This is a genomic window from Burkholderia sp. BCC1972, from assembly GCF_905339605.1.
Lineage (GTDB): Bacteria > Pseudomonadota > Gammaproteobacteria > Burkholderiales > Burkholderiaceae > Burkholderia.
On record NZ_CAJPGH010000006.1, the window covers coordinates 95,130 to 120,012 of the forward strand.

Genomic DNA, 24,883 nt, shown 5'->3' on the forward strand with positions numbered 1-24,883 from the left:
CCCTTTTTATCGGGGTTTTCGCGTATTTCATCGTGTAACAAGCCTTAAGTGTTTGAAAAAACACTCGAACCCCGCAGGCCGATATCGATAATGGACTCCAATGGGCGGCGGCGCGAGACGTGCCGGCCCGCCCCCAGCTTGCCGTCCGGCGCCCCGCGCACCCCGTCCAGGGCCCGGCCACGTACCGCCGAATGCGTACGTCGGCGAGTTCCGCAACGTTGTATGGGATCCATATCGGCGCCATGGCGCCCTCGGATCGAAACCGGAGAACACCCATGCGAATTGCCCAGATCGCGCCGCTTTACGAAGCCGTTCCGCCGAAACTCTACGGCGGCACCGAGCGTGTCGTGTCCTACCTCACCGAGGCGCTCGTCGAACTCGGCCACGACGTGACGCTGTTCGCCAGCGGCGACTCCGTCACGTCGGCCCGTCTCGAGGCGGCATGGCCGCGCGCACTGCGGCTCGACCCGTCGATCCGCGATTCGATGGCGCCCCACATGCGGCTCCTCGAGCAGGTCGCCCGGGTCGCGCACGAATTCGACGTGCTGCACTTCCACCTCGACTACCTGCCGTTCCCGCTGATGTCGCGCCTCGACACGCCGTACGTGACGACGCTGCACGGCCGCCTCGACCTGCCGGAGCTGCAGCCGGTGTTCGACGCGTTCCCGGACGCGCCGGTCGTGTCGATCTCGAACAACCAGCGCAAGCCGCTGCCGCAGGCCGCGTGGGCCGGCACCGTGTATCACGGGCTGCCCGACACGCTGCTCACGCCGCAGCCGGGCGTGAAGCCCGAATACCTCGCGTTCCTCGGCCGGATCTGTCCCGAAAAGCGCGTCGACACCGCGATCCGGATCGCCGCGCAAAGCGGGCTGCCGCTGAAGATCGCCGCGAAGGTCGACAAGGCCGACGCCGACTATTTCAAGGAAGTGATCGAGCCGCTGCTCGGCGAGGCGCACGTCGAGTTCATCGGCGAGATCAACGAGGCGCAGAAGCCCGCGTTCCTGTCCGGCGCGAAGGCGCTGCTGTTCCCGATCGACTGGCCGGAGCCGTTCGGCCTCGTGATGATCGAGGCGATGGCCTGCGGCACGCCGGTCGTCGCGTTCAACCGCGGCTCGGTGCCGGAAGTGATCGAGGACGGCGTGACCGGCTTCATCGTCGAGGACGTGCAGGGCGCGGTCGGTGCGCTGCACCGGATCGACACGCTGTCGCGCACCGCGATCCGCCAGCGTTTCGACACGCGTTTCAGCTCGAAGGCAATGGCGCAGCGTTATGTCGAAACTTACGAATCGCTTTGCGCGGCGACCAAGCAACCGGTATTGCGCCGGGTCGCGGGTGCCTGACACGGAAATCCACGCCGAAATATTCGGGAAAATCCGCGCCGAAATCCGCGCGTAAAACAAAAGAGCCGCATCGCCGATGCGGCTCTTTCTTTTTGGCTTCCGGTCATTCGATCTGGAAACGATCGCGGTTTTTCCCGACGATCCAATTCGGCGGCTTGCCGCGCCCGCTCCAGGTTGCACCCGATTTCGGGTCGCGGTATTTCGGCGGCAGCGGCGCCTTCTTCGGCGGGCGCCCGCGCCGTGCGCGTTCCGCGAAGCCCAGGTCCTGGGCCGTCAGGCCGTATTCCGCAATCATTCGCTGGACGTCGGCAATGACCGCCGCCACTTCCTGGCGGCGCACGTCGTCCGCCTGGGCCTGCAGATCCGCGATCTGCGCCTTGAGTTTCGCGTATTGAGACATTTTTCGACTCCCCTTTTCGATGATGCGGCCCCGGCGAATCCGGCCGGGACAACCACACCCGTTACGCCATCTGTACTGCCGCCCTGCTCCTGGAAATAAATGCTGTCATCTTTAACCAATTCGGCTATATCGAGAATGCGGGCTTATTCTAATAAAACGCATTCGTCAGCCATTCAAATTTAACAATCGTTGACCCTCCCGGACGCGATTCATTTCCTATAATCCAGACCAATTCCGGGCGACGGATTAAATCCGCAGTGTCGTCCGGCGGTCTTCAACCCACTTGAACGAGGTCCTTACATGAATCTTTCTCAGCGTCTCGCTGCAGAGGTATTCGGCGCGTTCTGGCTGGTGCTCGGCGGGTGCGGAAGCGCCGTGCTGGCCGCCGCCTTTCCGGGCCTCGGCATCGGCTTTGCCGGCGTCGCTCTCGCCTTCGGCCTGACCGTGCTGACGATGGCATTCGCAATCGGCCACATTTCGGGTTGCCACCTGAATCCGGCGGTGAGCGTCGGCCTGACGGTCGCCGGCCGCTTCCCGGCTCGCGATCTCGCGCCGTACATCGTCGCGCAGGTCGTCGGCGCCACGCTCGGTGCGTTCGTGCTGTACCTGATCGCAACCGGCAAGCCGGGCTTCGACGTCGTCGGCAGCGGCTTCGCGACGAACGGCTTCGGCGATCGCTCGCCCGGCCACTACTCGCTGACCGCATCGTTCATCTGCGAAGTCGTGATGACGGGCTTCTTCCTGTTCGTGATCCTCGGCGCGACCGACAAGCGCGGTGTGCCGGCCGGCTTTGCGCCGATCGCGATCGGCCTGTGCCTGACGCTGATTCACCTGATCTCGATCCCGGTCACCAACACGTCGGTGAACCCGGCGCGCTCGACCGGCCCGGCGCTGTTCGTCGGCGGCGACGCGATCGGCCAGCTCTGGCTGTTCTGGGTGGCGCCGCTGATCGGCGCGGTACTCGCAGGGATCATTTACCCGCTGGTCGCCGGGCGTGACGACGCCGTCGACCTGCTGCCGGCATCGGCTCGCACAAGCGAATAAAACACTACGGGGTCAAGCGAGCAGAGCAGCGAGCCTCACGCTGTCCAAGAACATCGAGGCAGGTGGTTTCGACGGGCGCCATTGGCGCCCGTTTTTCATGTCCGCGCGGGAAACGCGCCCGGCGCCGGGCGCTCAGGAAGCGGCGACCTTGTCTTCGAGCGAGAACAGCGTGCGCAGATGGCGTGCGACACCCGCATCGAAGTTGTTGCCGATCCGCGGGATGTGCGGCAGGCGCGCGACCAGGTCGGGATTCGCGTTGTTCATCATGAACGCGTGACCGGCGGTTTCGAGCAGGTCGATGTCGTTCATGTTGTCGCCGAACGCGATGCAGTGGCCGGAATCGACGCCGAGCCGCGCGAGGACCGAGCGCAGCGCACGGCCCTTCGACACGTTCGCGGTCATCACTTCGAGGCAGTCGGGCAGCGAGTACGTGACGTACAGCGCATCGCCGAAGCGCACGCGCATCTGCTCGGCGACCACCGCCAGATCGGCCGGCTCGCCGATGTACAGCACCTTCGCGATACCGGCGCCGTCGTGCGCGGCCATGTCGATCACGTCGTACCGGAAGCCCGAATCCTGGTGGAAGTCGAGCAGGTGCGGCGCGTCGCGGTCGATCAGCCAGCCGTCGTTGGTGAACAGGTTGACGATCACGCGGCCATGCGCGCCGGTGACGTCAGGCTGCACGAGGCCGCGGACCATCGCGGGAGCGATGTCCTGCGCGTGGATCGTCGTGTCGTCCGGCGCATGCACGCGCGCGCCGTTCGACGTGATCAGGTACGGCCGGATGCCGAGCACGTCGCGAATGCCGGCGACGTCCGCATAGTGGCGCCCCGTCGCGATCACGAACTGCAGGCCGTCGCGGTCGAGCCGCCGGACGGTGTCGATCGTGTACGGGTCGAGCTGGTGGTCGCTGTTCAGCAGGGTACCGTCGAGATCGGTGGCGATGACTTTGTACATGGGACGGGAGAATGGCGCTCAGGGCTCTGCGGAATCGCCATTCTAACGTCGCGCCCGGCGGCGCGCCGGACGGTTCCCGGTCGAGCGCCGCCTTCGGTGCCGTGTCGACGCAGCTCCCACTGCACCTTCCACCGCGCCTGCCGCCGCACGTTATCCCGCCTCAACTGCCTTCCGCCGCCCGCAGCGCCTGCAGTGCCAGCCGCAACGCGCCGTGTGCGGAATCGTCGAGCGGTGCGCGCAACCGCGCGGCATGGCGCGCCGGCACGGCCGGTGCAAGCGCGTCCGCCAGCCCGCCGCACAGCGCGACCGGCAGCGCCTGCTGCGGATCGAGCGCGTCGATCATCTTGCCGATCTCGTCGCCGGCCTGCGCGATCAGCGCGCCCGCGACCGGGTGCGCGCGGTGCGCGAACACGACCGGCGCGAGACGCGCGTAGATCGTCTGGTTCGCATCGCACGACCACTGGACGAGCGCGTCGCGATCCTGCGCGCCCGTTTCCGCGAGCAGTGCAGCGGCGAACGCATCGTGCGGCACGCGGCCGTCGAGCGCCTGTTGCGCATACGCGAGCGCGCGCACGCCGAGCCACGCACCGCTCGCTTCGTCGCCGGACGGAAAACCGAACCCGCCGGCGATCCGGCACGCACCGGCCGCATCGAGCGCCGCCGCGATGCTGCCGGTGCCGAGCGCGACGATGAGCCCCGGCGCGCCGCCGTGCGCACCGACGACCGTCGTATAGGCATCGCTCTCGATCGCAAGCGCGCCGAGCGGCGCCTGCGCGCGAAACGCCGCGAGCCACGCTGCGTTGTTCACACCCGCGAGCCCGCAGCCGAGCGCGCACTGCGACCAGTCGAACGCAAAGCCGGCCTGCGTGAACGCATCGGCGCATGCCGCGCCGATCGACGCCCACGCGCGCTCGATACCGAGACCGAGCCCCGACGGGCCGCCGCGCCCCTGTGCGAGCTCGCGCCCGTGCCGGTCGGCCAGCACCGCGCGCGTGCCCGTGCCGCCGCCGTCGATGCCGATCGCAAAAAGTAATGCCGCCATGCCTTCATCCCGCTGATTCGAACAGGCGCCAAGCTTAACCGGATCGGCGCCGCGCGCCCATCTGCCGTTCGGCCGGCTATTCCGCACAAGGGGCTTCCGCTATGCTGGCACGATCGAATCGATACCGAAAACGAGGGAAACGATGTCGCAGCGGTGCAACTGGGTAAGGACGGAAGCGGATGCTCACTATCACGATACCGAGTGGGGCGTGCCGTCGCACGACGATCGCCACCTGTTCGAAATGCTGATCCTGGAAGGCGCACAGGCCGGGCTGTCGTGGTCGACGATCCTGAACAAGCGCGCGGGCTATCGCGAAGCGTTCGCGGAGTTCGACGTCGACGCCGTCGCACGTTTCACGCCGAAGCGCATCGAGAAGCTGCTGGAGAATCCCGGCATCGTGCGCAACCGCGCGAAGGTCGAATCGGCGGTCACCAACGCGCGCGCCGTGCAGCGCATCCGCGAGGAGCACGGGTCGCTCGCCGCGTTCCTGTGGTCGTTCGTCGGCGATACGCCGATCCAGAACGCATGGCAGTCGTATCGCGACGCGCCTGCGTCGACCGAACAGTCCGACGCGCTCAGCAAGGCGCTGAAGGCTTACGGCTGCAAGTTCGTCGGCTCGACGATCTGCTATGCGCTGATGCAGGCGACCGGCATGGTCAACGACCACGAGGCCGGCTGCCCGTGCCACGCGCAGTGCGCGGCGCTCGGCGGCAAGCAGCCGGCACGGAAGCACAAGGCGGCCTGACGGCGACGCAACTCATGGGCGGGCGAGTCGCTGCCGCACCGGCACGTCGGCACGCGCCGCCAGATGATCCGCGCCGGTGAACCCGCACGCGGCGCCGATTTCCACGTGCTGCGCCGGCAGCCTTACCCGTTGGCCGCCGACGGTACGGCCGCGCGGCCGTGCCGTCGCCTGGTCATGTCGCCACCTGGCCGTGCCGCCGCCTGCCGGCCGATCGGCCACTTTTCCGCCACGCTCCGCAATTTTTCCGGCCCACAAAAGCAAAACGGCGGAGCGGCCTCTTTCGAGGCACACTCCGCCGTTTCGCGGCGAACCGTAAGACGCTCTTAGTGGAGCTTCTTCGGCAGCATCTGGCTGCGCAGGCGCTTGTGCAGGCGCTTGACGGCTGCTGCCTTCTTGCGCTTACGGACTGCGGTCGGCTTTTCGTAGGACTGGCGTTCGCGCAGTTCAGCGATCAGGCCATTTTTTTCGATAGCACGGCGAAAGCGGCGAATCGCCACTTCGAACGGCTCGTTTTCTTTCAGAAGAATCGTCGTCATGTCGTTCCTAAATTGCTTAAACGGTCAAAAACGTAGCGGCCAAGCGCCACGCACCGGCCATCCGAGCGTCCCCACAAACAGGCGAAACGAGCGGAAATACGGCCTCGGAGGCCGGAAAAGAGAGGCGGAAAGCACCGCGAGTACGCTTCACAGCCGCGTGCAGCGCCGCGTTTGACTGCCAGCAGACATGCCGAAAACGGCAGAGGCGTGACAGAAATCTCAATTCAGCCCGCCATCATAGCAGAGAATCACAGATAAAACTATCCTTTTGCATCTCCCGGTTCGTCGCTCCGCGTGGCGCGGCCGATCGCCCCGTCGAACGGGGCCGGGTGCCGCGCCTGCCCGCGGGCCGGCCGGCCAAGCCGGGCGGGCCTTTCGGCCGACAGCCATCCTTCCGTCCCGAATTTCCTCAAACATCCCTCTAAAGTTTTCGCCGGGTGCCGCCGTCAACCAGGAAAGGCGGGCAGCGCCAGACGCGAAAAAGCGCAACGCCGATACCAGAACCTGTCTGTATCTCAGGCATTTTCCAAAACGAGGAAGCAAATGCTGAACATCAACACCAACATCCTTTCGCTGACGACGCAGACGAATCTGTCGGGCTCGCAAAGCGCACTGTCGCAAGCGATCAACCGCCTGTCGTCGGGCAAGCGCATCAACACCGCTGCTGACGATGCAGCAGGCCTGGCGATCTCGACGTCGCAAACGGCGGCAATCAATGCGCTGACGCAAGGTGTTGCAAACGCGAACAACGGCATCTCGATGATCCAGACCGCCAACGGCGCGCTGCAATCGACGGTCGACAACCTGCAGCGTATCCGTACGCTGGCGCAACAAGCGGGCGACGGCTCGCTGGATTCGAGCGCTCGCGCAAACCTGCAAGCTGAAGTTTCGACGCGTCTCGGCGAAATCGACCGTGTCGCATCGCAAACGACGTTCAACAGCCAGACCATCCTGGGCGGCACCGGCAGCGTCACGTTCCAGATCGGCGCAGCAGCGAACCAGGTCGTTACCGTCGACTTCGGCACGGCGAACTGGAACAGCACGGGCATGAGCGTGAACACCCTGAGCGTCGCCACCCAGTCGGGCGCGCAATCGGCGATCACGGCGATCGACGCGGCACTGAAGCAAGTCAACACGTTCCAGGCAACGCTGGGCGCAGCACAGAACACGTTCCAGGCTGCGATCTCGACGACGCAAACCCAGGCAACCAACATGACCGCTGCTCGCTCGCAGATCACCGACGCGGACTTCGCGACGGAAACGGCGAACCTGAGCAAGGCGCAAGTGCTGCAACAAGCTGGTATCTCGGTTCTGGCGCAAGCGAACTCGCTGCCGCAGCAAGTCCTGAAGCTCCTCGGCTAATCGAGCAGCACCCGCGGCGGGCCACGCGCCCGCCCGCCTCCGGGCACGGCGGTGTCGCCATGCGACGCATCGCGACGCCGCCGAAACCGCACGGATCAGAATTCTCCAGGGAGGCACGCCTCCCTCTTTGCATTGAACCGCGGCGCCCCGCCGCATCGCGCACGTTGATTGCGCGGACGACCGGAGCAACGGCATGGCCACCACGACCCCCGTCAGCAGCACGGACATCAGCACGATCCTGGCGAATGCAGGTCAATCGATCATCAGCGGCGCGACCAATTCGTCGCTCGACGTCAATACGCTCGTCACGACGCTGGTGAACGCGAAGACGGCCGGGCAATTGCAAACCCTGCAGACCCGCCAGACGAACGACAATACGCAGCTGTCCGCGATCGGCCAGCTGAAGGGTGCGCTGTCCGCGCTGCAGACCGCGCTCACCGGCCTCTCGGACGGCACCGCGCTCGGCAGCCTGGCCGCGACGGCGAGCGGCACGGGCATCGCGACGACGATCAAGAGCGGCAGCGGCGCGGTGGCCGGTTCGTATTCGGTCAATGTCACGCAGCTCGCGACCGCCAACAAGCTGTCGTCGGCCGGCGTGACGTCGGCGGACACGATCTCGGCCGGCTCGCTGAGCATCACGTTCGGCAGCAACCCCGCGTTCAACGTCAACGTGGCGGCCGGCGCGTCGCTGTCCGACATCGCGTCGTCGATCAATTCCGCATCCGGCAATGCCGGCGTCACCGCGTCGGTCATCACCGGTTCGGACGGCCAGCATCTCGTGATGCAGTCGAACACCACCGGCGCGGCCAACACGATTTCGATCTCGGGTACGGGCGTCAATTCGAAACTGACGTCGGGGTACACGACGGTCACGCCGGCCGCCGACGCGAAGCTGACGATCGACGGCACGCCGGTGTCGAGCGCGTCGAACAACGTGTCGGGCGCGCTGACGGGCGTCACGCTGGCGCTGTCGCAGGCCGCTGTCGGCACGACGCAAACCGTCACGCTGTCGCAGGACACGGCCGCGGCGACGACCGCGATCAACAATTTCGCGACCGCGTATACCAACTTCGTGAATACCGCGAAATCGCTGTCGTCCTACGACCCGACGGCGAAGACCGCCGGCCCGATGCTCGGCGACGCGATGCTGAACACGATCAGGAACACGCTCGCGACGACGCTCAGCAGCGGCGTCACGACGGGCGGCACGACCTATGCGCTCGGCAGCATCGGCATCAACGTGGACTCGACCGGCGCGATGTCCGTCGACACCGCCGCGCTGACCACCGCGCTCAAGTCGAACGGTTCCGCGGTGGCGGCGATCTTCAACCAGACGAACGGCATCGCCCAGGCGCTCAATGCGAACATCAACTCGTACACGCAGACGTCCGGCCTGATCGACCAGCGCACCAACGCGATCAACGCCGATCTGAAGAGTGTGCAGAATCAGGCGACGCAGCTGCAGAGCTACTCGGACCAGTTGACCAAGCAATACAATGCGCAGTTCACCGCGCTGAACACGCTGATGGCGACGATGGCGAACAACACCCGCTACCTGACCCAGCTGTTCGGCGGCCAGAACAGCGCCGGCGCGATGGCCAACAACAAGTAAGCCTCGGCCGCCCCCCTTCGGAGCAGAACCATGACGAACGACACCCTGTCCCGCGCCTTCGACCTGACCCGTGCCATGCAGTCGGCGGCCGATGCGCGCGACTGGGTGCGCGTCGCGGCCCTCGTCGACGAACGCTCGCCGCTGCTGATGAACCTGTCCGGCGAGCAGACCCCGGACATGCTGGACCAGGTGCGGCAGATCATGGCGATCGACGCGTCGATCACGGCGCATGCGCAGACGGACCGTGACCGCCTGGCTGCGGAGTTTGCGCAGTCCCAGGAGCGGATCAAGGCCGCGAGCCAGTACCAGAAGGCCGGCATGCTGTGACCGGCCGGGCGTCCCGCCCGCCGCGCATGTCGAATTAAAAGACGCCGCCAGTCGAGCGGTCCGTTGTCGCCGTACCGTCGAGCCGCTTCAATGCGGCTTTTTTTCGCCGGCAGGCGGCAGCGCGAGCCGGATCGCGCCGGCTACGGCCGCGTCGATCATCTCGGGCGGCCGGCCCGACGATGCGCGAGCGCGGCTGCCAGCCGTGGCGCGATCCCGCTCGTCACGCGCCCCGGGGCGCCGTCTCGCCGGCCGCGTAGCGGGCCCACATGCCGTGCAGCGCGTCCTCGAGGTTGCGTGCGAAGCGCGACGCATCGCACAGCGGCGACGCGAGCGCGCGCTCGCGCAGCGTTGCACGCAGCGTCGCCAGCCCGTCGCGGTCGCGCGCGAACGCGACGGCCTTCGCGAAGTACGCATCCTCGTCCGTCGCGATCCAGTCGCCCATGCCCGCCGCGTGCAGCAGGCTTTCGCAAATGTGCGTGACGAACCGGCTGCCCTTCATCCCGAGCACCGGCACGCCCATCCACAGCGCTTCGGCGGTGGTCGTGCCACCCGGATACGGGAACGGGCTCAGCGCGATGTCGATGCGGTTGTATGCGGCGAAGTACTCCGCACGCGGCGAACCGCCTTCGAGAATCAGCCGATCCGCGCCGATGCCGTGCCGCGCGAAGCGGTCGAGCGTCGCCTGGTTCACGTCGCCGGCGCCGAGCTCATGGGCCTTCAGCAGCAGGCGCGCGTCCGGCAGTGCATGCAGGATGCGCGACCACAGCGCGACGACCTCGTCGCTGACCTTGATCAGCTTGCCGAAGCAGCCGAACGTGACGCCGCCATGCGCCGCCATCGGCAGCGGGCCGACCGCGACATCGTACGGCGGCGGCGTGAAGCATAGGTAGCTGTCCGGCAGCCGCCACGGCCGTTCGGTGAAGTGATGCGCCTCGTCGGCCGGTAGCGTATGCGCATCGCCGATGAAATAGTCGATCGCGCGGCAACCGGTCGTCGCGAAGAAACCGAGCCAGCTCGCCTGCACCGGCGCGGGCTTGTGCCCGAAGATCGGCAGGCCGCTCCAGTTGGTATGGCCTGCCATATCGATCAGGATGTCGATGCCGTCGTCGCGAATCAGCTGCGCGGCCTCCTCGCGGCCCAGGCTGACCACCTTCTTCCAGCTCGCGAAGTTCGGCCTGAGCCGCGCGGTCACGTCGTCCTCGCCGACGAACGTCACATAGGCATGTGGCTCGATGCGCGACCGGTCGATCCGCGCGAGCACGCTTTCCAGGAAGATGCCGACCGGGTGCTGGCGCAGGTCTCCCGACACGAAGCCGACGCGCAGCGGCCGCCCCTGCGCCTGCGCGACGCGCTGCGCGCGGTCGTGCTCGAACGGATGCGCGTCGCGCTCGAGATGCTCGCCGTAGCGGCGCGCTTCAGCGACCCACTCCTGCGGCTCGAACGCGGGCGAACTCGACATGTTGAACAGCATCCGCGAGTACGCGCGATGCAGGTCGTGCCGGATCGCCGAGCGGAACGCACCCAGCGCGCCGGCGTGATCCCCTTTCGCCCACAGGATGTCGCCGAGCGTCATCTGGACTTTCAGCGGATCGATGCCGAGCTCCCGCGCGATCTCGGTGTGCTTCATCGCCTCGTCGAGCTTCTCGAGCCGAAACAGCGCGGCGGCGAGGTTGTGATGCGCGTCGGCATCGTCCGGGTTCAGGTCGATCGCATGCCGATGGCTCAACTCCGCGGCAGCCAGCAAGTTGAGGTTGTGATACGCGAAGCCGAGGAAGTTGTATGCGTCGGCCAGCTCGGGATCAAGCTCGATCGCACGCCGGCACACCTGCACCGCCTGCCCGTATTCGCCCTGCTGGTTGCGCAAATCGCCGAGCCACGCCCATGCCTGTGCATGCGCGGGGGCGATCGCGAGCGCCTGCTCGAGCAGTTCGAGCGCCTTGTCGAAATCACCGATGCGCTGCAGCAGCCTTGCCAGCACGCAGTGCGCGTCCGCGTCGCCCGGATCGAGCCCCTCGCGCGCATGGTCGATCGCGCCGTGCAGATCGCCGGCCGCGCGCAGCGTCGCGCTCAGCCCCCGGTGCGCGATACGAAAGCCCGGTTGCAGCGCGATGGCGCGACGATAGGCATCCGCTGCGTCGTCGAATTTCTCCTGCGCATGCAGCGCGTTGCCGAGATTGCAGTACGCATCCGCGTACTGCGGCTGGTGCGCGACGGCCTTGGCGTAGCTCGCGGCCGCCGCTTCGTGCTCGCCCAGGTCCTGCAGCGCGTTGCCGAGGTTGTTGTACGCCTCCGCGTAACCGGGGCGCAGCTCGATCGCGCGCGCGCAACTCTGCATCGCGGCCGCCGGCTCGCGTGCGTCGCGCAACGCGTTGCCGAGGTTGTTGTGCGCCTCCGGATAGTCCGGCCGCAGCGCCACCGCGCGCCGGTAGTGCGCGATCGCGTCGTCGAGCCGGCCGCTTTCGCGCAGCATGTTGCCCAGGTTGTTGAAGTACGACGCGTCCGGCCGCTCGACGAGCGATTGCTCCATCAGTGCGAGCCCGGCGTCGTACTGTTTCAGCTGGCACGCCAGCAGCCCGAGGAAATGCAGCGCGTCCGGCTGGCCCGGCTGCGCAGTGAGGATCGCGTCGTACAGCGTCTTCGCTTCCGCGAGACGCCCCGCCTGATGATGCGCGAGCGCGGACTGCAGCGTGTCGTGGATATCGTTCATGCTTCGTGTTCCGAGTTCGTATAGCGTTGCCACATGCCGATGAAAGCCGCTTCGAGATGCGCCGCGAACCGGCGCGCGTCGCACAACGGCGACGCGAGCAGCTGCGCACGCAGGCTCGCGTGCAGCGCCGCGAGGCGCTCGCGATCGCGCACCGCCGCGATCGCCTTCGCGACATAGGTGTCCTCGCCGTCAGCGACCCATTCGCCCATGCCCGCCGCGTGCAGCACGCTTTCGCAGATGTGCGTGACGAACCTGCTGCCCTTCATCCCGAGCACCGGCACGCCCATCCACAACGCTTCGGCCGTGGTCGTGCCGCCCGGGTACGGAAACGGGCTCAGCGCGACGTCGATGCGGTGGTACGCGGCAAAGTATTCCTCGCGTGGCGAACCGCCCTCGAGGATCAGCCGGTCCGCGCCGATACCGTGCCGCGCGAAACGCGCGGTGGTCGCGTCGCGCACGCCCTCGCGACCGAGCTCGTGCGCCTTGAGCAGCAGCCGCGCGTCCGGCTGCGCGTGCAGGATGCGCGACCACGCGCGCACGACGTCGTCGCCGATCTTCACGAGCTGGCCGAAGCAACCGAACGTCGGATGGCCGCGCGCCGCCATCGGCAGCGGGCCGACCTCGACGTCGCAGGCCGGCGGCGTGAAGCACAGGAAGCTGTCCGGCAGCCGCCACGGCCTCTCGACGAAGTGATGCGCTTCGGCGTCCGGCAGCGTGTAGCGGTCGCCGATGAAGTAGTCGATCGCGTCGCAGCCGGTCGACGCGAAGAAGCCGAGCCAACTCGCCTGCACCGGCGCGGGTTTCCAGCCGAACACGGGGAGCCCGCTCGACTGCGTATGGCCCGCGAGGTCGACGAGGACGTCGATTTCGTCGTCGTGAATCATCCGCGCGGCCGCCTCCGGACCCAGCGCGGCGATCGAGCGCCAGCCATTCGCGTGCGGCTTCAGTTTCGCGGTGATCGCGTCCTCCTCGTCCGTGGTCACGTACACGCGCAGGTCGATGCGCGTGCGCTCGAGGTGCGCGAGCACGCTTTCCAGGAATATCCCGACCGGATGCAGGCGCAGGTCGCCGGACACGAAGCCGACGCGCAGCGGCCGCCCTTGCGCGCGTGCGGCCCGCTCGCGCGGATCGTGCGCGTAGCGCGTCGAACGCGCGGCCAGGTGCCGGCCGTAGCGTCGCGCGTCGGCCAGGTAGTCGGCGGGGTTCACGCAAGCGGATGCCGCTGCGCTGAACAGCAGCCGGTTCAGCACGGTCGCCGCGACGTCGTCGGCGTCGTCGCGCACCAGCGCGAGCGCATCGCGATACGCGTGGACCGCGGCATCGACGTTGCCCTGCGCGCGCTGGATGTCGCCGAGATTGACGTGCATCAACACAGCCGGCGGGCCGGCCTGCAACGCCTGCCGGCAATACACGAGCGCCTCGTCGAGCCGCTGCAGCTTCAGCAGCACGACGGACAGGTTGTGGCACGCGCCGGCGTCCGCCGGATTGAGCGTGACGGCCGTGCGATGGCACGCTTGCGCATCCTCGAGCCGGTCCAGTCCGTGATACGCGTTGCCCGCGTGGTTATGTGCGTCGCCGAGGTTCGGCGCGAGCCGGATCGCGTCCTGTGCATGCGCGAGCGCTTCCGCGCAGCGCAGTTGCTTGTGACGCACGGCGCTCAGGTTCGCGTGGGCCATCGCCATCGACGCATCCAGCTCGATCGCGCGGCCGTAATGCGTGGCGGCGCCATCGAGGTCGCCCAGATCCTGCAGCGCATTGCCGAGGTTGTTGTACGCCTGCGCGTAACCGGGGCGCAGCTCGATCGCGCGCGCGCAGCTCTGCATCGCGGCCGCCGGCTCGCGTGCGTCGCGCAACGCGTTGCCGAGGTTGTTGTGCGCCTCCGGATAGTCCGGACGCAGCGCCACCGCGCGCCGGTAGTGCGCGATCGCGTCGTCGAGCCGGCCGCTTTCGCGCAGCATGTTGCCCAGGTTGTTGAAGTACGACGCGTCCGGCCGCTCGACGAGCGATTGCTCCATCAGTGCGAGCCCGGCGTCGTACTGTTTCAGCTGGCACGCCAGCAGCCCGAGGAAATGCAGCGCGTCCGGCTGGCCCGGCTGCGCAGTGAGGATCGCGTCGTACAGCGTCTTCGCTTCCGCGAGACGCCCCGCCTGATGATGCGCGAGCGCGGACTGCAATGCCTGTCCTGTTCCGTCCATCTCGTCTGCTCTGCTCAATAGGGATGCCGTTCGCGTCGGAAGTCGATCAGCCTGCCGCCGTGCCCGATCGTCACGGCCGGCGCCGCCATCCCATCGCGCGCCATGCCGACGACGGTGTCGCGCACGCGCCACCGGTCGGAATGACGATCACGCCGGCCGGCGCGGTGTTCAGCGCGAGGGACGCCATGTTCCGCTGGCCGCCTCCGTGGAAATGCCCACGCACATCAAGTCGTGAGCGGCCTCACACGGATGCGACCGGCGCGGCTTCGACGTGCTGCGCCCACATGCCGTGCAGTGCGTCCTCGAAGTGGCGCGCGAAGCGGGGCGCGTCGCACAGCGGCGACGCGAGCACCTGCGCGCGCAGCGTCGTGCGCAGCGCCGTCAGCTCGGCGGGCTGGCCGACCTGCGCGACGGCCTTCGCGACATACGCGTCGTCGTCGTCCGCGATCCACTCAGGCAGCCGCGCCGAATGCAGCAGGCTCTCGGCGATGTGCGACAGGAAGCGCTCGCCGCGCCGGCACAGAACGGGCACGCCCATCCACAGCGCTTCGGCGGTCGTCGTGCCGCCCGGATACGGGAACGGGCTCAGCATCAGGTCGACGCGCCGGTACGCGGCCAGGTATTCGGCGCGCGGCGAGCGGCCTTCGAGGATCAGGCGCTGCGCGTCGATGCCGTGCGCCGCGAAGCGCGCGGCAAGCGCCTGCTGCTCGCGCGGATCGTCGAGATGCTCCGCCTTCACGAACAGCTTCGCGCCCGCGACCGATTGCAGCACGCGCGACCAGACCGCGACGACGTGATCGGTGACCTTCGCGAGCTTGCCGAAATAGCCGAAGGTCGGATGGCCGTTCGCGAGCATCGGCAGCGCGCCGACGTCGACAGGCTCGGCCGGCGGCGTGAAGCACAGATAGCTGTCCGGCAGATGCCACGGCCGCTCGGTGAAATGCGCGGCCTCGGCGGGCGGCAGCACGTGACGGTCGCCGATCACGTAGTCGATCGCGCGCACGCCGGTGCTCGCGAAATAACCGGGCCAGCTCGCCTGCAGCGGCGCCGGCTTCCACGCGAACAGCGGCAAGCGGTTGTAGATCGTGTGGCCCGCCGCGTCGAGCAGCACGTCGATGCGGTCCGCGCGGACACGCGCAGCCGCCGCTTCGTCGCTCAGGCCGGCAATGCAGGTCCACGTCGCGAAGGCCGGCTTGAGCCGGGCGGTCACGTCGTCCTCGACGTCGCGCGTCGGGTACGCATGCATCTCGATCCGGTTCGCGTCGAGATGCTTCAGCATGCTCTCGATGAAATAGCCGACCGGATGCGACTTCAGGTCGCCCGACACGATGCCGACCTTCAGCGGCCGCCCGGCGCGGGCGGTCAGGTCGACGAGCCAGTCCGTCCACGGCTTCGCGCGCCGCGTGACGAGTTCGTCGTAGCGCGCGGCCTCGGCGAGATAGGCGTCGTGGTCGAACGCTTCGCTGCAGTGGCTCGCGAACAGCAGGTTGCTGCGCGGCTCCGGCAGTTCGGGGCGCAGGGCGACCGCGTGCCGGTAAGCCTCGAGCGCGGCCGGAATCTCGTTCAGGTCGAACAGCGCATTCGCAAGATTGTTGTAGGCCTGGCCGTTGTCCGGCGTCAGCGCGATGGCCTGGCAGAACGCATCGACGGCCGCGCGGGCGTCGCCGGCGAGCCGCAGCGCGTTGCCGAGGTTGTTGTACGCATCGACGTAGTCGGGTCGCAGCTCGATCGCGAGACGGAAGCACTCGGCGGCGGCGGCGTGACGGTTGTCCGCCTGCATCACGTTGCCGAGGTTGTAGTAGTACATCGCGTCCGGCCGGATCTCGATCGCCGCCATGATCAGGTCGGATGCCTGCTGATAGCGCCCGTACTGATGGCCGATCAGGCCGAGGAGGTGAAGCGCGTCCGCGTGCCGGGGATCGGTGTCGAGGATCTGCCGGTACAGCGTCTCGGCCTCTTCCAGCCGGTCGGCCTGATGGTGCGCCAGCGCCTGTTCGATCGTGGCGGCGGCGGGGGAGGTGGGCATCATGAGCTAGGTCGTCCTGGTAGCCAATACGGGATTCGAATCGCGGCCGGCGCCGCTGCGCCGGCACATGCCTTCGCCCGCGGACGCACGCACCGACGGTCTCCGACGTGTCCGAATTCTCCTCGCGCACGCCGCGTTCCAATTTGGCGAGCAGGTGCTGGAATTGGTCGCTATTCCCGCTACTGCGAGCCGCACCCGCGGGCGCCCCGAATTCGCGCCGGACACCCGCGCATCCATCGAAATGCGGGGTGAAACCACCCGCTAATCCGACATTCGATCCGGGCGGCGCTCGCTAGACTTGATCGTAGAAAGATGTCCGACCTGCGCCGCTCGGACGGTTGCGCATTCCGATGCCACCGCGCCGACACGCGCTCGTCCGGCCACACCCTTTGCGCCTGGAGCCCTGTGTATGCACGAATCAGCGATCATCACCAACGCAGATGGCGATCAGCTCGCGGCGCGCCGCGAACTGTTCGACCTGATGCAGACCTACCCCGCGACGCGCGAGGAACTGGAACGGTCGCTCGGCCTGTTCGTGCGCGGCTCGCTCCTCGCACGCATTCTCGCGACCTTTGAGATCTATCAAAAAATCGTGCCGCTGCCGGGCGCGATCCTCGATCTCGGCACGTGGCGCGGGCAGACCGCCGTGCTGTGCGAGAACTTCCGCGCGATTCTCGAGCCGCTGAACTTCCAGCGCCGCATCCACGCATTCGATACGTTCACTGGCTACACGGGCTTCGCCGAGCACGACGCGCGCGACCGCAAGCTGTTCTCCGACGGCACGTACTCGCTGTCCGGCGAGTACGCCGACCTGCTGCGCAAGCTGCTGAACCTGCACGAGCGCAGCAACGCGATGGGACACGTGCATGACAAGCATCACGTGTGGGAAGGCGACTGCCGCGACACGCTGGCGGCGTTCGACGAAGCGCATCCCGGCGAGATGGTCGCGCTCGCGTGGTTCGACCTGAACGTGATCGAGCCGACCCGGCACGCGTTCGACGCGGTGATGGAGCGGCTGGTGCCCGGCGGCGTCGTCGCGTTCTGGCAGCTCACCCGCGGCGGCCAGCTGCCCGCGGAAGGCATCCATTACCTGCGCGACCTGCTCGGCAACCGTCCGCACCAGATCCACAAGGCGGCGGCATATCCGTCGCTCTGCTACCTGTCGTTCCCCGAAGGTGGGGGCACCCGCAAATGAAGATCGCAATCCTCGGCAACGGCATTCTCGGCCTGATGACGGCCCGCGCATGGCAGCAGGCCGAGCCGGGCGTCGAGCTCGTGATCGTCGGCCACGCGCATCGGCCCGGCTCGGCCACGCGCGCCGCGGCGGCGATGCTCAATTCGTTCACCGAACTGGAGGGCGATTCGCTCGGCACGCCGATCGACCGCTTCAAGTTCGACCTGAGCCGCGGCGCGACGGCGGCCTGGCCCGCCGTATTCGCTGAAATCTGCACGCCGGAGCGCGCGGTCGCGCACGGCTTCGGCACCTTCGTGCTGAACAACGCGGCGACCGACGCGCTCGACGACGAGAACTTCGCGGCCGTGCAGCGGTTCTGCCGCGAATTCGAGGAGCCCTGCGAGGCGGTCGATCCGTCAGGCATCCCGAACTATCATCCGGACCCGCGCTATCGCGCGCTGAAGGCGGTCTTCCTGAAGCGCGAAGGCTGGGCCAATCCGAAACAGTTTCTCGACGCGCTGACCGCGTCGGTCGCGCAAGCCGGCAACGTGCGCTTCATCGACGCCGAGGTCGAGCGGCTCGACACCGCGGCCGGACGCGTCACCGGCGCGCGCCTGTCCGATGGCAGCGTGCTCGGCGGGGACCGCTTCATCCTCTGCAACGGCGCCAACGTGACGCGCGTGCTGCAGGCGAGCTTGCCCGAGCTGCCGGTGCAGCGGATGTTCTACGGCATCGGCATGTCGATCGAACTGCAGAGCGCGGAGAACGTGCACACGCACTGCGTGCGCACGACCAACCGCGGCCTCGCGTGCGGTGTGTATTCGGCGCCGTACGGGCCTGACCGGACCCTCGTCGGCGCCAGCAACTACATCAGCCCGGTGCCGCACGAGCACGGCCACGCCGGCAGCGCGTACACGCTGCTCAAGTCCGCGATGGACCAGATCAACACCCGCTTCTCGCGCGCGAGCCTGGTCAACGTCAACGTCGGGTGGCGGCCGACGACGTCCGACCTGTATCCGCTGTTCGGCGAAACCAGCGTGCGCGACCTGTGGATTCTCGGCGGCACCAAGCGCGACGGCTTCCACCTGTCGCCGGTGCTGTGCCGCGATCTCGTCGCGGCGATGCGCGGCGAGCCGATCGATCCGCGCTACGCGGAACTCGCGCCCGAACGCCCGCTGATCCGCAACATGACGCGCGAGGCCGCGATCGCGAAGACGGTACGCCATCAGATCAATGCCGCGTACCAGCACGACTTCGTGCCGGCGCGCAACCGCATGGTCGAACAGCTTCGGAACGCGATGCGCGCGGACCTGGAGGCGCTGCACGACAAGCTGGGCGCAACGGACTGGGGCATTCCGCCCGAGCTCGTCGACATGTACCGGTACGGCCACATTCCGGCATGAGCGGTGCGACCATGAACCGCGATGCGAAGCGGGTAGCGATCGTCCAGTCCAACTACATTCCGTGGAAGGGCTACTTCGACCTGATCGCCGCCAGCGACGAGTTCATCCTCTACGATGACGCGCAGTACACGCGCCGCGACTGGCGCAACCGCAACCAGATCAAGACGCCGCAGGGCGTTCAATGGCTGAGCGTGCCGGTGAAGGTGAAGGGCAAGTATCACCAGTCGATCCGCGAAACCGAGATCGACGGCGCCGACTGGGCGCCGCTGCACTGGAAGGCCCTGCAGCAGAACTACGCGCGCGCGCCGCACTTCGCGCGCTATGCGGACGAGCTCGAAGCGCTCTACACCGGTCGCCCCTACGGGATGCTGAGCGAGCTGAATTTCGCGATGCTGACGTGGGTCCTGCGGCAACTGGAGATCGGCACGCGCGTGTCGTCGACGTCGGACTATGCGCTCCACGGCGACCGCACCGAGAAGCTGCTGAACCTGTGCGTGCAGGCGGGCGCGACCGAGTACCTGTCCGGCCCGGCCGCGCGCAGCTACCTCGACGAGAACCTGTTCGCCGATGCCGGCGTCGCGGTGCGCTGGTTCGACTATCCGACCTATCCCGAGTATCCGCAGCAGTGGGGCGACTTCGTCCACGGCGTGACGGTGCTCGACGTACTGTTCAACTGCGGTCCCGAAGCGCGCCGATACGCGCTGACCTCGAAAGACTGAGGCGATGTCCATGAGCGAATCCCGGCATGCGAGCCTGCTGGAAGAAGTAGCCGCGTACTACAGCGCGCGGCTGGCGGAGCACGGCGCGACCGCGCGCGGCGTCGACTGGAACGGCGAAACCAGTCAGTTCCTGCGCTTCGAACAACTGACGAAGATCCTGCCCGCGTCCGGCGGCCACTCGGTGAACGACATCGGCTGCGGCTACGGCGCGCTGGTCGATTTCCTGAAGGCGCGCGCGCTGCCGGACGGCTTCGCGTATGCGGGCTACGACATCTCGTCCGACATGGTCGACGCCGCGCGGCAGCGCTACCGCGAAGACGCGAACGTCGCGTTTCATGTCGGCGCGGTGCCGCCGGCCGCGTCGGACTACGGGATCGCATCCGGCATCTTCAACGTCAGGCGCGGTCACGGCGACGACGCATGGCTCGACTACATCCACGCGACACTCGACACGCTGCACGCGACGAGCCGACTGGGCTTCGCGTTCAACTGCCTGACGTCGTATTCCGATCCGCCGTTCATGCGCCCGGACCTCCTGTACTACGCGGACCCGTGCGCGCTGTTCGATCGCTGCAAGCGCCGCTATTCGCGCCACGTCGCGCTGCTGCACGACTACGGCCTGTACGAATTCACGATTCTCGTCCGCAAGGACATCTGAGCGGTGCCGCGCGCAAGCCGCGCGGCCGAACGTCCCACCCTCACCGCGGAGCCTGACCATGTTCGGCCCACCCAACCTCGACTGCATTCCGTTCGGCCGCCCGTTCGTGGTCGGCAAGGAGCTCTACTACATCGCGAAAGCGGTCGAGCAGGGCGGCCTCGCCGGCGACCAGGCGTTCACGAAGCTCTGCCACCGCTGGCTGGAAGCGCGCGTCGGCTGCCAGCGCGCGCTGCTCACGCACTCCTGCACGGCCGCGCTCGAGATGGCCGCGATCCTCGCCGACGTGCAGCCCGGCGACGAAGTGATCATGCCGTCCTACACGTTCGTGTCGACCGCCAACGCGTTCGTGCTGCGCGGCGCGACGCCGGTGTTCGTCGACATCCGCCGCGACACGCTGAACCTTGACGAGACGCAGATCGCCGCCGCGATCACCCATCGCACGCGCGCGATCGTGCCGGTGCACTACGCGGGCGTCGCATGCGACATGGACGTGATCGGGCAGCTCGCGGCGGACCACGACCTGTGGGTGATCGAGGACGCCGCCCAGGCGCTGCAGTCGTCGTGGAACGGCAAGCCGCTCGGCAGCCTCGGCCACCTCGCGTGCCTCAGCTTCCACGAGACCAAGAACGTGATCTCGGGCGAAGGCGGCGCGCTGCTGGTCAACGACCCGCGCCTCGTCGAGCGCGCGGAGATCATCCGCGAGAAGGGCACCAACCGCAGTCAGTTCTTCCGCGGGCAGGTGGACAAGTACACCTGGGTCGACGTCGGCTCGTCGTTCCTGCCGGGCGAGCTGATCGCGGCGTTCCTGTACGCGCAGTTCGAGCACGCGGACGTGATCACCGCGCAGCGGCGCGCGACCGTGCAGCGCTACCAGGACGCACTGCAGCCGCTGCACGCGGACGGGCTGATCGAGCTGCCCGCGATTTCGCTCGCCGAGCGCGGCAACGGCCACATGTTCTATTTCCTCGCACGCGACCTCGCCGAACGCACCGAGCTGCTGCAGCAGATCCGCGCGGTGGGCGTGAACGCGGTGTTCCACTACGTGCCGCTGCACAGTTCGCCGGCCGGCCAGCGCTACGGGCGCTGCGGGTCCGGCATGGCGGTGACGGACCTCGTCGCCGACCGGCTCGTCCGGCTGCCGCTGTACCACGACATGACCGAAGCCGAACAGGATCGCATCCTCGACGTGGTCTTCGATTTCTACCGCACCCGATAACGATGACGACTCCCCAACCTGGCCTGGCGCACGGCGGTTCGCGCATCTTTACGCGACTCGGCCACCCGTACTACATACACGCGCCGAATTTCCGGCAAACCTCCGGCGGGATCCGCGCGATGCACTACCTGTGCCACGTGCTGAACCTGCTCGGCCACGAAGCGTACGTCTGCACGCCGGTCGTGCATCCTGACCTGCGCACGCCGCCGCTGACCAACGACATCGTGCAGGCGCACGCCCGCGCGAATCGCAGCCCGATCGTCGTCTACCCGGATGTCGTCACCGGCAATCCGTTCAACGCGCGCTGCGTCGTGCGCTACCTGCTGGCCGAGCCCGGTCGCATCAACGGCGAACCGATCACGCTGCAGCCGAACGACCTCGTCTTCACGTTCGGGCCGTCGCTGGTGCCAGAAGAATGGCAGGCGGACCTGCTGCGCATACCGCTGGTCGACACGCGCATCTTCAACAGCGACGGTGTCGACGACGCCCGCCGCAACGGCACGGCCGTCTTCATCAATCGCCACCTGCGGCGCGGCGGCACGCTGCATCCGGTCACCGCCGACTCGATCGAAATCTCGACCCGCGTGCCGGAACGTTCGGCGCACGAACTCGCGGCGCTGTTCCGACAGGTCGAGTGCGTGTACATGTACGAGTGGTCCACCGCCGTGTTCGAAGCACTGCTGTGCGGCTGCCCGGTCGTGTGCATCATGAATGACGCGTCGCTGTCGGAGCCGACCCGGTGGGTGATGGACGGCAAGGGCATCGCGTGGGGGCTCGACGAACACGAGATCGCCCACGCGAAGGCCACCGTTCACGAAGCGCGCAGCGTCTACCTGAAGGAAGAGGAGGCGTTCTGGCAGCAGTTGCAGAACTTCGTCGAGCGGACCCAGGCACACGCGGACAAGCTGGATGCGCAGGCCGTCGCGACGGGCGCCGCCGCCCAGGGACAGCCCGCGTCCGCGCCGCGCTCGTGCATCGCGGTCGTCACCGCAGAACCGGCCGACCACGCGCGCACCAGCCTGCGTTTCACGCAGCCGTTCGCGCGGCTGGACCGCGAATGGGCACTGACTTTCCCTGTCACGCAAGCCGGCATCGATCCCGACGCGCTGCAGCGCGCCGACCTGATCGTGCTGCAGGGCGACACGCCGGGCCTGCTGTCCCCCGCCACGCTGGAACACCTGTTCTCGCTCGGCAAGCCGATCGTCCTCGAGATCGACGCGCCGCTCGACACGCTGCTCGCCGACATCCCCGGCGCGGCCGACAACGCGCGCCGCAAGGCCGGCATCCGCAGCGCCGTGCAGCGCGCGCATGCGCTCGTCGTGCCGTCGGAAGCGCTGGTGCGGCAGTACCGTCATGTCAACGCATCGGTCCACGTGCTGCCGACCGGCGTCGATCTCGAGCGTCTGCACCGCGCGGCGCCCGGCGTGCGCGACCACGTGAACCTCGCGGTTTCCGGCACCGGTCTCGACGGCGTGCGTCTCGAGCAGGTCCGCCAGGCGCTGGCCGAGCTCCGCCGCCGGTTTCCGGGGAAGCTCCGGGTGTCGTTCATCGGCGCGGCGCTGCCGGCCGGCTGGGACCGCGAACCGGACGTCACGCTGATCGCGGAGCCTGCCCCTTACGACAGCTACGCCGACGCGCTGAAGCGCGCGGACCTCGACATCGCGCTGGTCGCGGCGCCGGTCACGTTGCGCGACGATGCGCCGCCGCGCGCATGGCTCGAATGCTCGGCGGCCGGCGCGGCCACGGTGCTCGTCGCCACGCCGGCGGACGGCTGCCCGGTTGTCCACGGCCGCACGGGCTGGCTCGTCGCCGACACCGCCGATGCGTGGGTCGACGCGATCGCGCACCTGATCGAACATCCGCAAACCCGCGCGCAACTCGCCGCGGCCGCGCAGGATGAGATCCGTGCGCAGCACGACATCGGCCGCAACGCCGCGCGCCACGGCGCGCTGTACGCGCGGCTGCTCGCGGAGAACCGAACGATGGCGCCCGTCGCCGCGACTGCGGACGCCACACCGCGCCGCAAGCGCCTGATCGTGTATTCGACCGATCCGGACGCGTGCGCGTCGTCGCGCATTCGCCTCACGCTGCCGTTCGGTCTGCTGAACGACGAATGGGAACTCGTCCCGGGCATCCGGGACGGCCAGATCGACAGCAGCGTGCTGGCCACGGCCGACGCCATCCTGCTGCACCGGCTGACGCCCGGCATCCTGACGGGCAACGACCTGTATACGATCTTCAGGCATGAAAAGCCGGTGATCTACGAGACCGACGACCTGCTGACCGACCTGCCGGCCGCGCACCCGCTCGCCGCGCAAGGCAGGATGGCCCGCGCGGGGATCGAGCTCGTGCTGCGCAACGCGGACGCCGTGATCGTATCCACGCCGTTCATCGCCAGCCGCTACCGGCTGTCGCACCCGCGCGTTCACGTGCTGCCCGACAGCGTGGACTTCGACCGGTTCTACCGCCCCGTGACGGCGCGCGGCGACGACTGCGTGACGATCGGCATCGCCGGCGCGTCGCTGCGCGCCGACAACTTTGCGCTCGTCGACGCGGCGCTGCAGGCGATCTGCGCGCGTCATCCCGGCAAGGTCAAGGTGAGTTTCGTCGGCGCAGACGTCCCGCCAGGCTGGGCCGGCCACCCGGACGCCGCGTGCGAGCCCGAGCTTCACGACTACGACGCGCACGCACAACGCCTGCCGGAACGGTGCTGGGACATCGCGCTGCTGCCGCTCGCCGACCACGACTACAACGCCGGCACGAGCACGATCCAGTGGCAGGAATACGCGGCGGCCGGCATCGCTTCGATCGTCAGCGACCGGCCAGCCTATCGCCTCGCGCTGCACGACGGCTGCGACGGCCTGCTGGTCCCGGATGCGCCGCAGGCCTGGGTCGACGCGCTCGACCGGCTGATCGCGAACCCGGCGCTGCGCCGCGGGCTCGCGCGCACGGCGCAGGCGAAGGTCCGCAAGCATCACGCGCTGCAGCAGGCGCTGCCGCGCTATCGCCATGTGTATCAGCAGTGCATCGACAAAGGCGCTGTCGGCAACCCGCCCGGCCGGCCGGATGCGCCGATCCCCGGCGCGCTGATCCTCGACGCCGAGGGCGACCTCGACAAGGTCCGGCTGAGCCTGCAGGAAATCGCAAGGCGGCCGGAACAGGATCTGCTGGCGGTCGTGGTGACCACGTCGCAGGCGCCGCTGCCCGAATGGACCGACAAGGTGCGCTACCTGCACGCGCCCGCGCACGAGTACACGGCCACCGTCGAGCAGCTCTGCGCACTGCCGGCGTTCGACTGGACGCTGATCGTCGAGGCGGGCGACGGGCGTGCTGCGCAGGCACGAACGCCCGCCGATGCCGCGATCGCGTAGTTCGGCGCGCGCCGTGCCGCTTGCCTGACGCTGGCGGCCCGGCGCGCTA

Annotated in this window: 19 protein-coding genes; 12 read left to right on the forward strand and 7 right to left on the reverse strand. The window is 68.0% G+C overall.

Features of this window, described 5'->3' with window-relative positions; translation table 11 throughout:
- Window positions 1–275 precede the first annotated feature (275 nt).
- The gene (locus U5798_RS11725; RefSeq protein ID WP_124456912.1) at window positions 276–1,340 is read left to right on the forward strand and encodes a glycosyltransferase family 4 protein; all 1,065 of its coding nucleotides are present in this window, start codon (window positions 276–278) and stop codon (window positions 1,338–1,340) included.
- A 103-nt stretch (window positions 1,341–1,443) separates the two neighbouring features.
- Here the strand turns inward: U5798_RS11725 and U5798_RS11730 are convergent, their stop codons facing one another.
- A complete protein-coding gene (locus U5798_RS11730) occupies window positions 1,444–1,740 on the reverse strand; it encodes an H-NS histone family protein (protein ID WP_262539596.1) in 297 nt (98 codons plus the stop codon).
- Between the two features lie 300 nt (window positions 1,741–2,040).
- On the opposite strand from U5798_RS11730, the gene aqpZ reads away from it, so the two are divergent.
- A complete protein-coding gene (gene aqpZ / locus U5798_RS11735; protein ID WP_322082112.1) occupies window positions 2,041–2,784 on the forward strand; it encodes an aquaporin Z in 744 nt (247 codons plus the stop codon).
- A gap of 132 nt (window positions 2,785–2,916) precedes the next feature.
- Here the strand turns inward: aqpZ and U5798_RS11740 are convergent, their stop codons facing one another.
- Window positions 2,917–3,741 carry a Cof-type HAD-IIB family hydrolase gene (locus U5798_RS11740; RefSeq protein WP_322082113.1) on the reverse strand — a complete coding sequence of 275 codons (825 nt, stop codon included), beginning with the start codon at window positions 3,739–3,741 and terminating at the stop codon, window positions 2,917–2,919.
- A 160-nt stretch (window positions 3,742–3,901) separates the two neighbouring features.
- Window positions 3,902–4,783, reverse strand: a complete 882-nt coding sequence (locus U5798_RS11745; protein WP_322082114.1) for a BadF/BadG/BcrA/BcrD ATPase family protein — start codon at window positions 4,781–4,783, stop codon at window positions 3,902–3,904.
- A 142-nt stretch (window positions 4,784–4,925) separates the two neighbouring features.
- On the opposite strand from U5798_RS11745, the gene U5798_RS11750 reads away from it, so the two are divergent.
- Entirely contained in the window at window positions 4,926–5,528 is a 603-nt protein-coding gene (locus U5798_RS11750; protein WP_124456908.1) for a DNA-3-methyladenine glycosylase I, read from the forward strand.
- 323 nt (window positions 5,529–5,851) lie between these two features.
- Here U5798_RS11750 and rpsU read toward each other — a convergent pair whose 3' ends face one another.
- Window positions 5,852–6,064 (reverse strand): 30S ribosomal protein S21, encoded by a 213-nt coding sequence (gene rpsU, locus U5798_RS11755; RefSeq protein WP_006401410.1) that lies wholly within the window; start codon window positions 6,062–6,064, stop codon window positions 5,852–5,854.
- 543 nt (window positions 6,065–6,607) lie between these two features.
- Here rpsU and U5798_RS11760 point away from each other — a divergent pair.
- The 3 genes from U5798_RS11760 to U5798_RS11770 all read left to right on the forward strand — a co-directional run bounded on the left by U5798_RS11760 (window position 6,608) and on the right by U5798_RS11770 (window position 9,365).
- Entirely contained in the window at window positions 6,608–7,426 is an 819-nt protein-coding gene (locus U5798_RS11760) for a flagellin domain-containing protein (RefSeq protein ID WP_039346846.1), read from the forward strand.
- A gap of 193 nt (window positions 7,427–7,619) precedes the next feature.
- Window positions 7,620–9,038, forward strand: coding sequence for a flagellar filament capping protein FliD (gene fliD, locus U5798_RS11765; protein ID WP_322082115.1), 1,419 nt, complete (start codon window positions 7,620–7,622; stop codon window positions 9,036–9,038).
- A gap of 30 nt (window positions 9,039–9,068) precedes the next feature.
- Window positions 9,069–9,365 (forward strand): flagellar protein FliT, encoded by a 297-nt coding sequence (locus U5798_RS11770; RefSeq protein WP_322082116.1) that lies wholly within the window; start codon window positions 9,069–9,071, stop codon window positions 9,363–9,365.
- 220 nt (window positions 9,366–9,585) lie between these two features.
- Here the strand turns inward: U5798_RS11770 and U5798_RS11775 are convergent, their stop codons facing one another.
- From U5798_RS11775 to U5798_RS11785, 3 genes are all read right to left on the reverse strand, one after another.
- Entirely contained in the window at window positions 9,586–12,072 is a 2,487-nt protein-coding gene (locus U5798_RS11775) for a tetratricopeptide repeat protein (RefSeq protein ID WP_322082117.1), read from the reverse strand.
- Window positions 12,069–14,267, reverse strand: a complete 2,199-nt coding sequence (locus U5798_RS11780) for a tetratricopeptide repeat protein (RefSeq protein ID WP_322082118.1) — start codon at window positions 14,265–14,267, stop codon at window positions 12,069–12,071. The genes U5798_RS11775 and U5798_RS11780 overlap by 4 nt, the downstream gene beginning before the upstream one ends.
- A 241-nt stretch (window positions 14,268–14,508) precedes the next feature.
- The gene (locus U5798_RS11785) at window positions 14,509–16,296 is read right to left on the reverse strand and encodes a tetratricopeptide repeat protein (protein WP_322082119.1); all 1,788 of its coding nucleotides are present in this window, start codon (window positions 16,294–16,296) and stop codon (window positions 14,509–14,511) included.
- A 406-nt stretch (window positions 16,297–16,702) separates the two neighbouring features.
- Between U5798_RS11785 and U5798_RS11790 the strand changes: the two genes are divergently transcribed.
- The 6 genes from U5798_RS11790 to U5798_RS11815 are packed head-to-tail and all read left to right on the forward strand — an operon-like array spanning window position 16,703 to window position 24,834.
- Window positions 16,703–17,488: a TylF/MycF/NovP-related O-methyltransferase gene (locus tag U5798_RS11790; protein WP_124454753.1), complete on the forward strand. Its 786-nt coding sequence runs from the start codon at window positions 16,703–16,705 to the stop codon at window positions 17,486–17,488.
- On the forward strand, window positions 17,485–18,870 hold the full coding sequence (locus U5798_RS11795; RefSeq protein ID WP_322082120.1) for an FAD-dependent oxidoreductase: 1,386 nt from the start codon (window positions 17,485–17,487) through the stop codon (window positions 18,868–18,870). The genes U5798_RS11790 and U5798_RS11795 overlap by 4 nt, the downstream gene beginning before the upstream one ends.
- A complete protein-coding gene (locus U5798_RS11800) occupies window positions 18,867–19,589 on the forward strand; it encodes a WbqC family protein (protein WP_124454749.1) in 723 nt (240 codons plus the stop codon). The genes U5798_RS11795 and U5798_RS11800 overlap by 4 nt, the downstream gene beginning before the upstream one ends.
- Before the next feature lie 10 nt (window positions 19,590–19,599).
- Window positions 19,600–20,247, forward strand: a complete 648-nt coding sequence (locus U5798_RS11805) for a class I SAM-dependent methyltransferase (RefSeq protein WP_124454744.1) — start codon at window positions 19,600–19,602, stop codon at window positions 20,245–20,247.
- Window positions 20,248–20,305: 58 nt separating this feature from the next.
- Window positions 20,306–21,463 carry a dTDP-4-amino-4,6-dideoxygalactose transaminase gene (gene rffA / locus U5798_RS11810; protein ID WP_322082121.1) on the forward strand — a complete coding sequence of 386 codons (1,158 nt, stop codon included), beginning with the start codon at window positions 20,306–20,308 and terminating at the stop codon, window positions 21,461–21,463.
- Window positions 21,464–21,465: 2 nt separating this feature from the next.
- On the forward strand, window positions 21,466–24,834 hold the full coding sequence (locus U5798_RS11815; protein ID WP_322082122.1) for a glycosyltransferase: 3,369 nt from the start codon (window positions 21,466–21,468) through the stop codon (window positions 24,832–24,834).
- The last annotated feature ends 49 nt before the right edge of the window (window positions 24,835–24,883 follow it).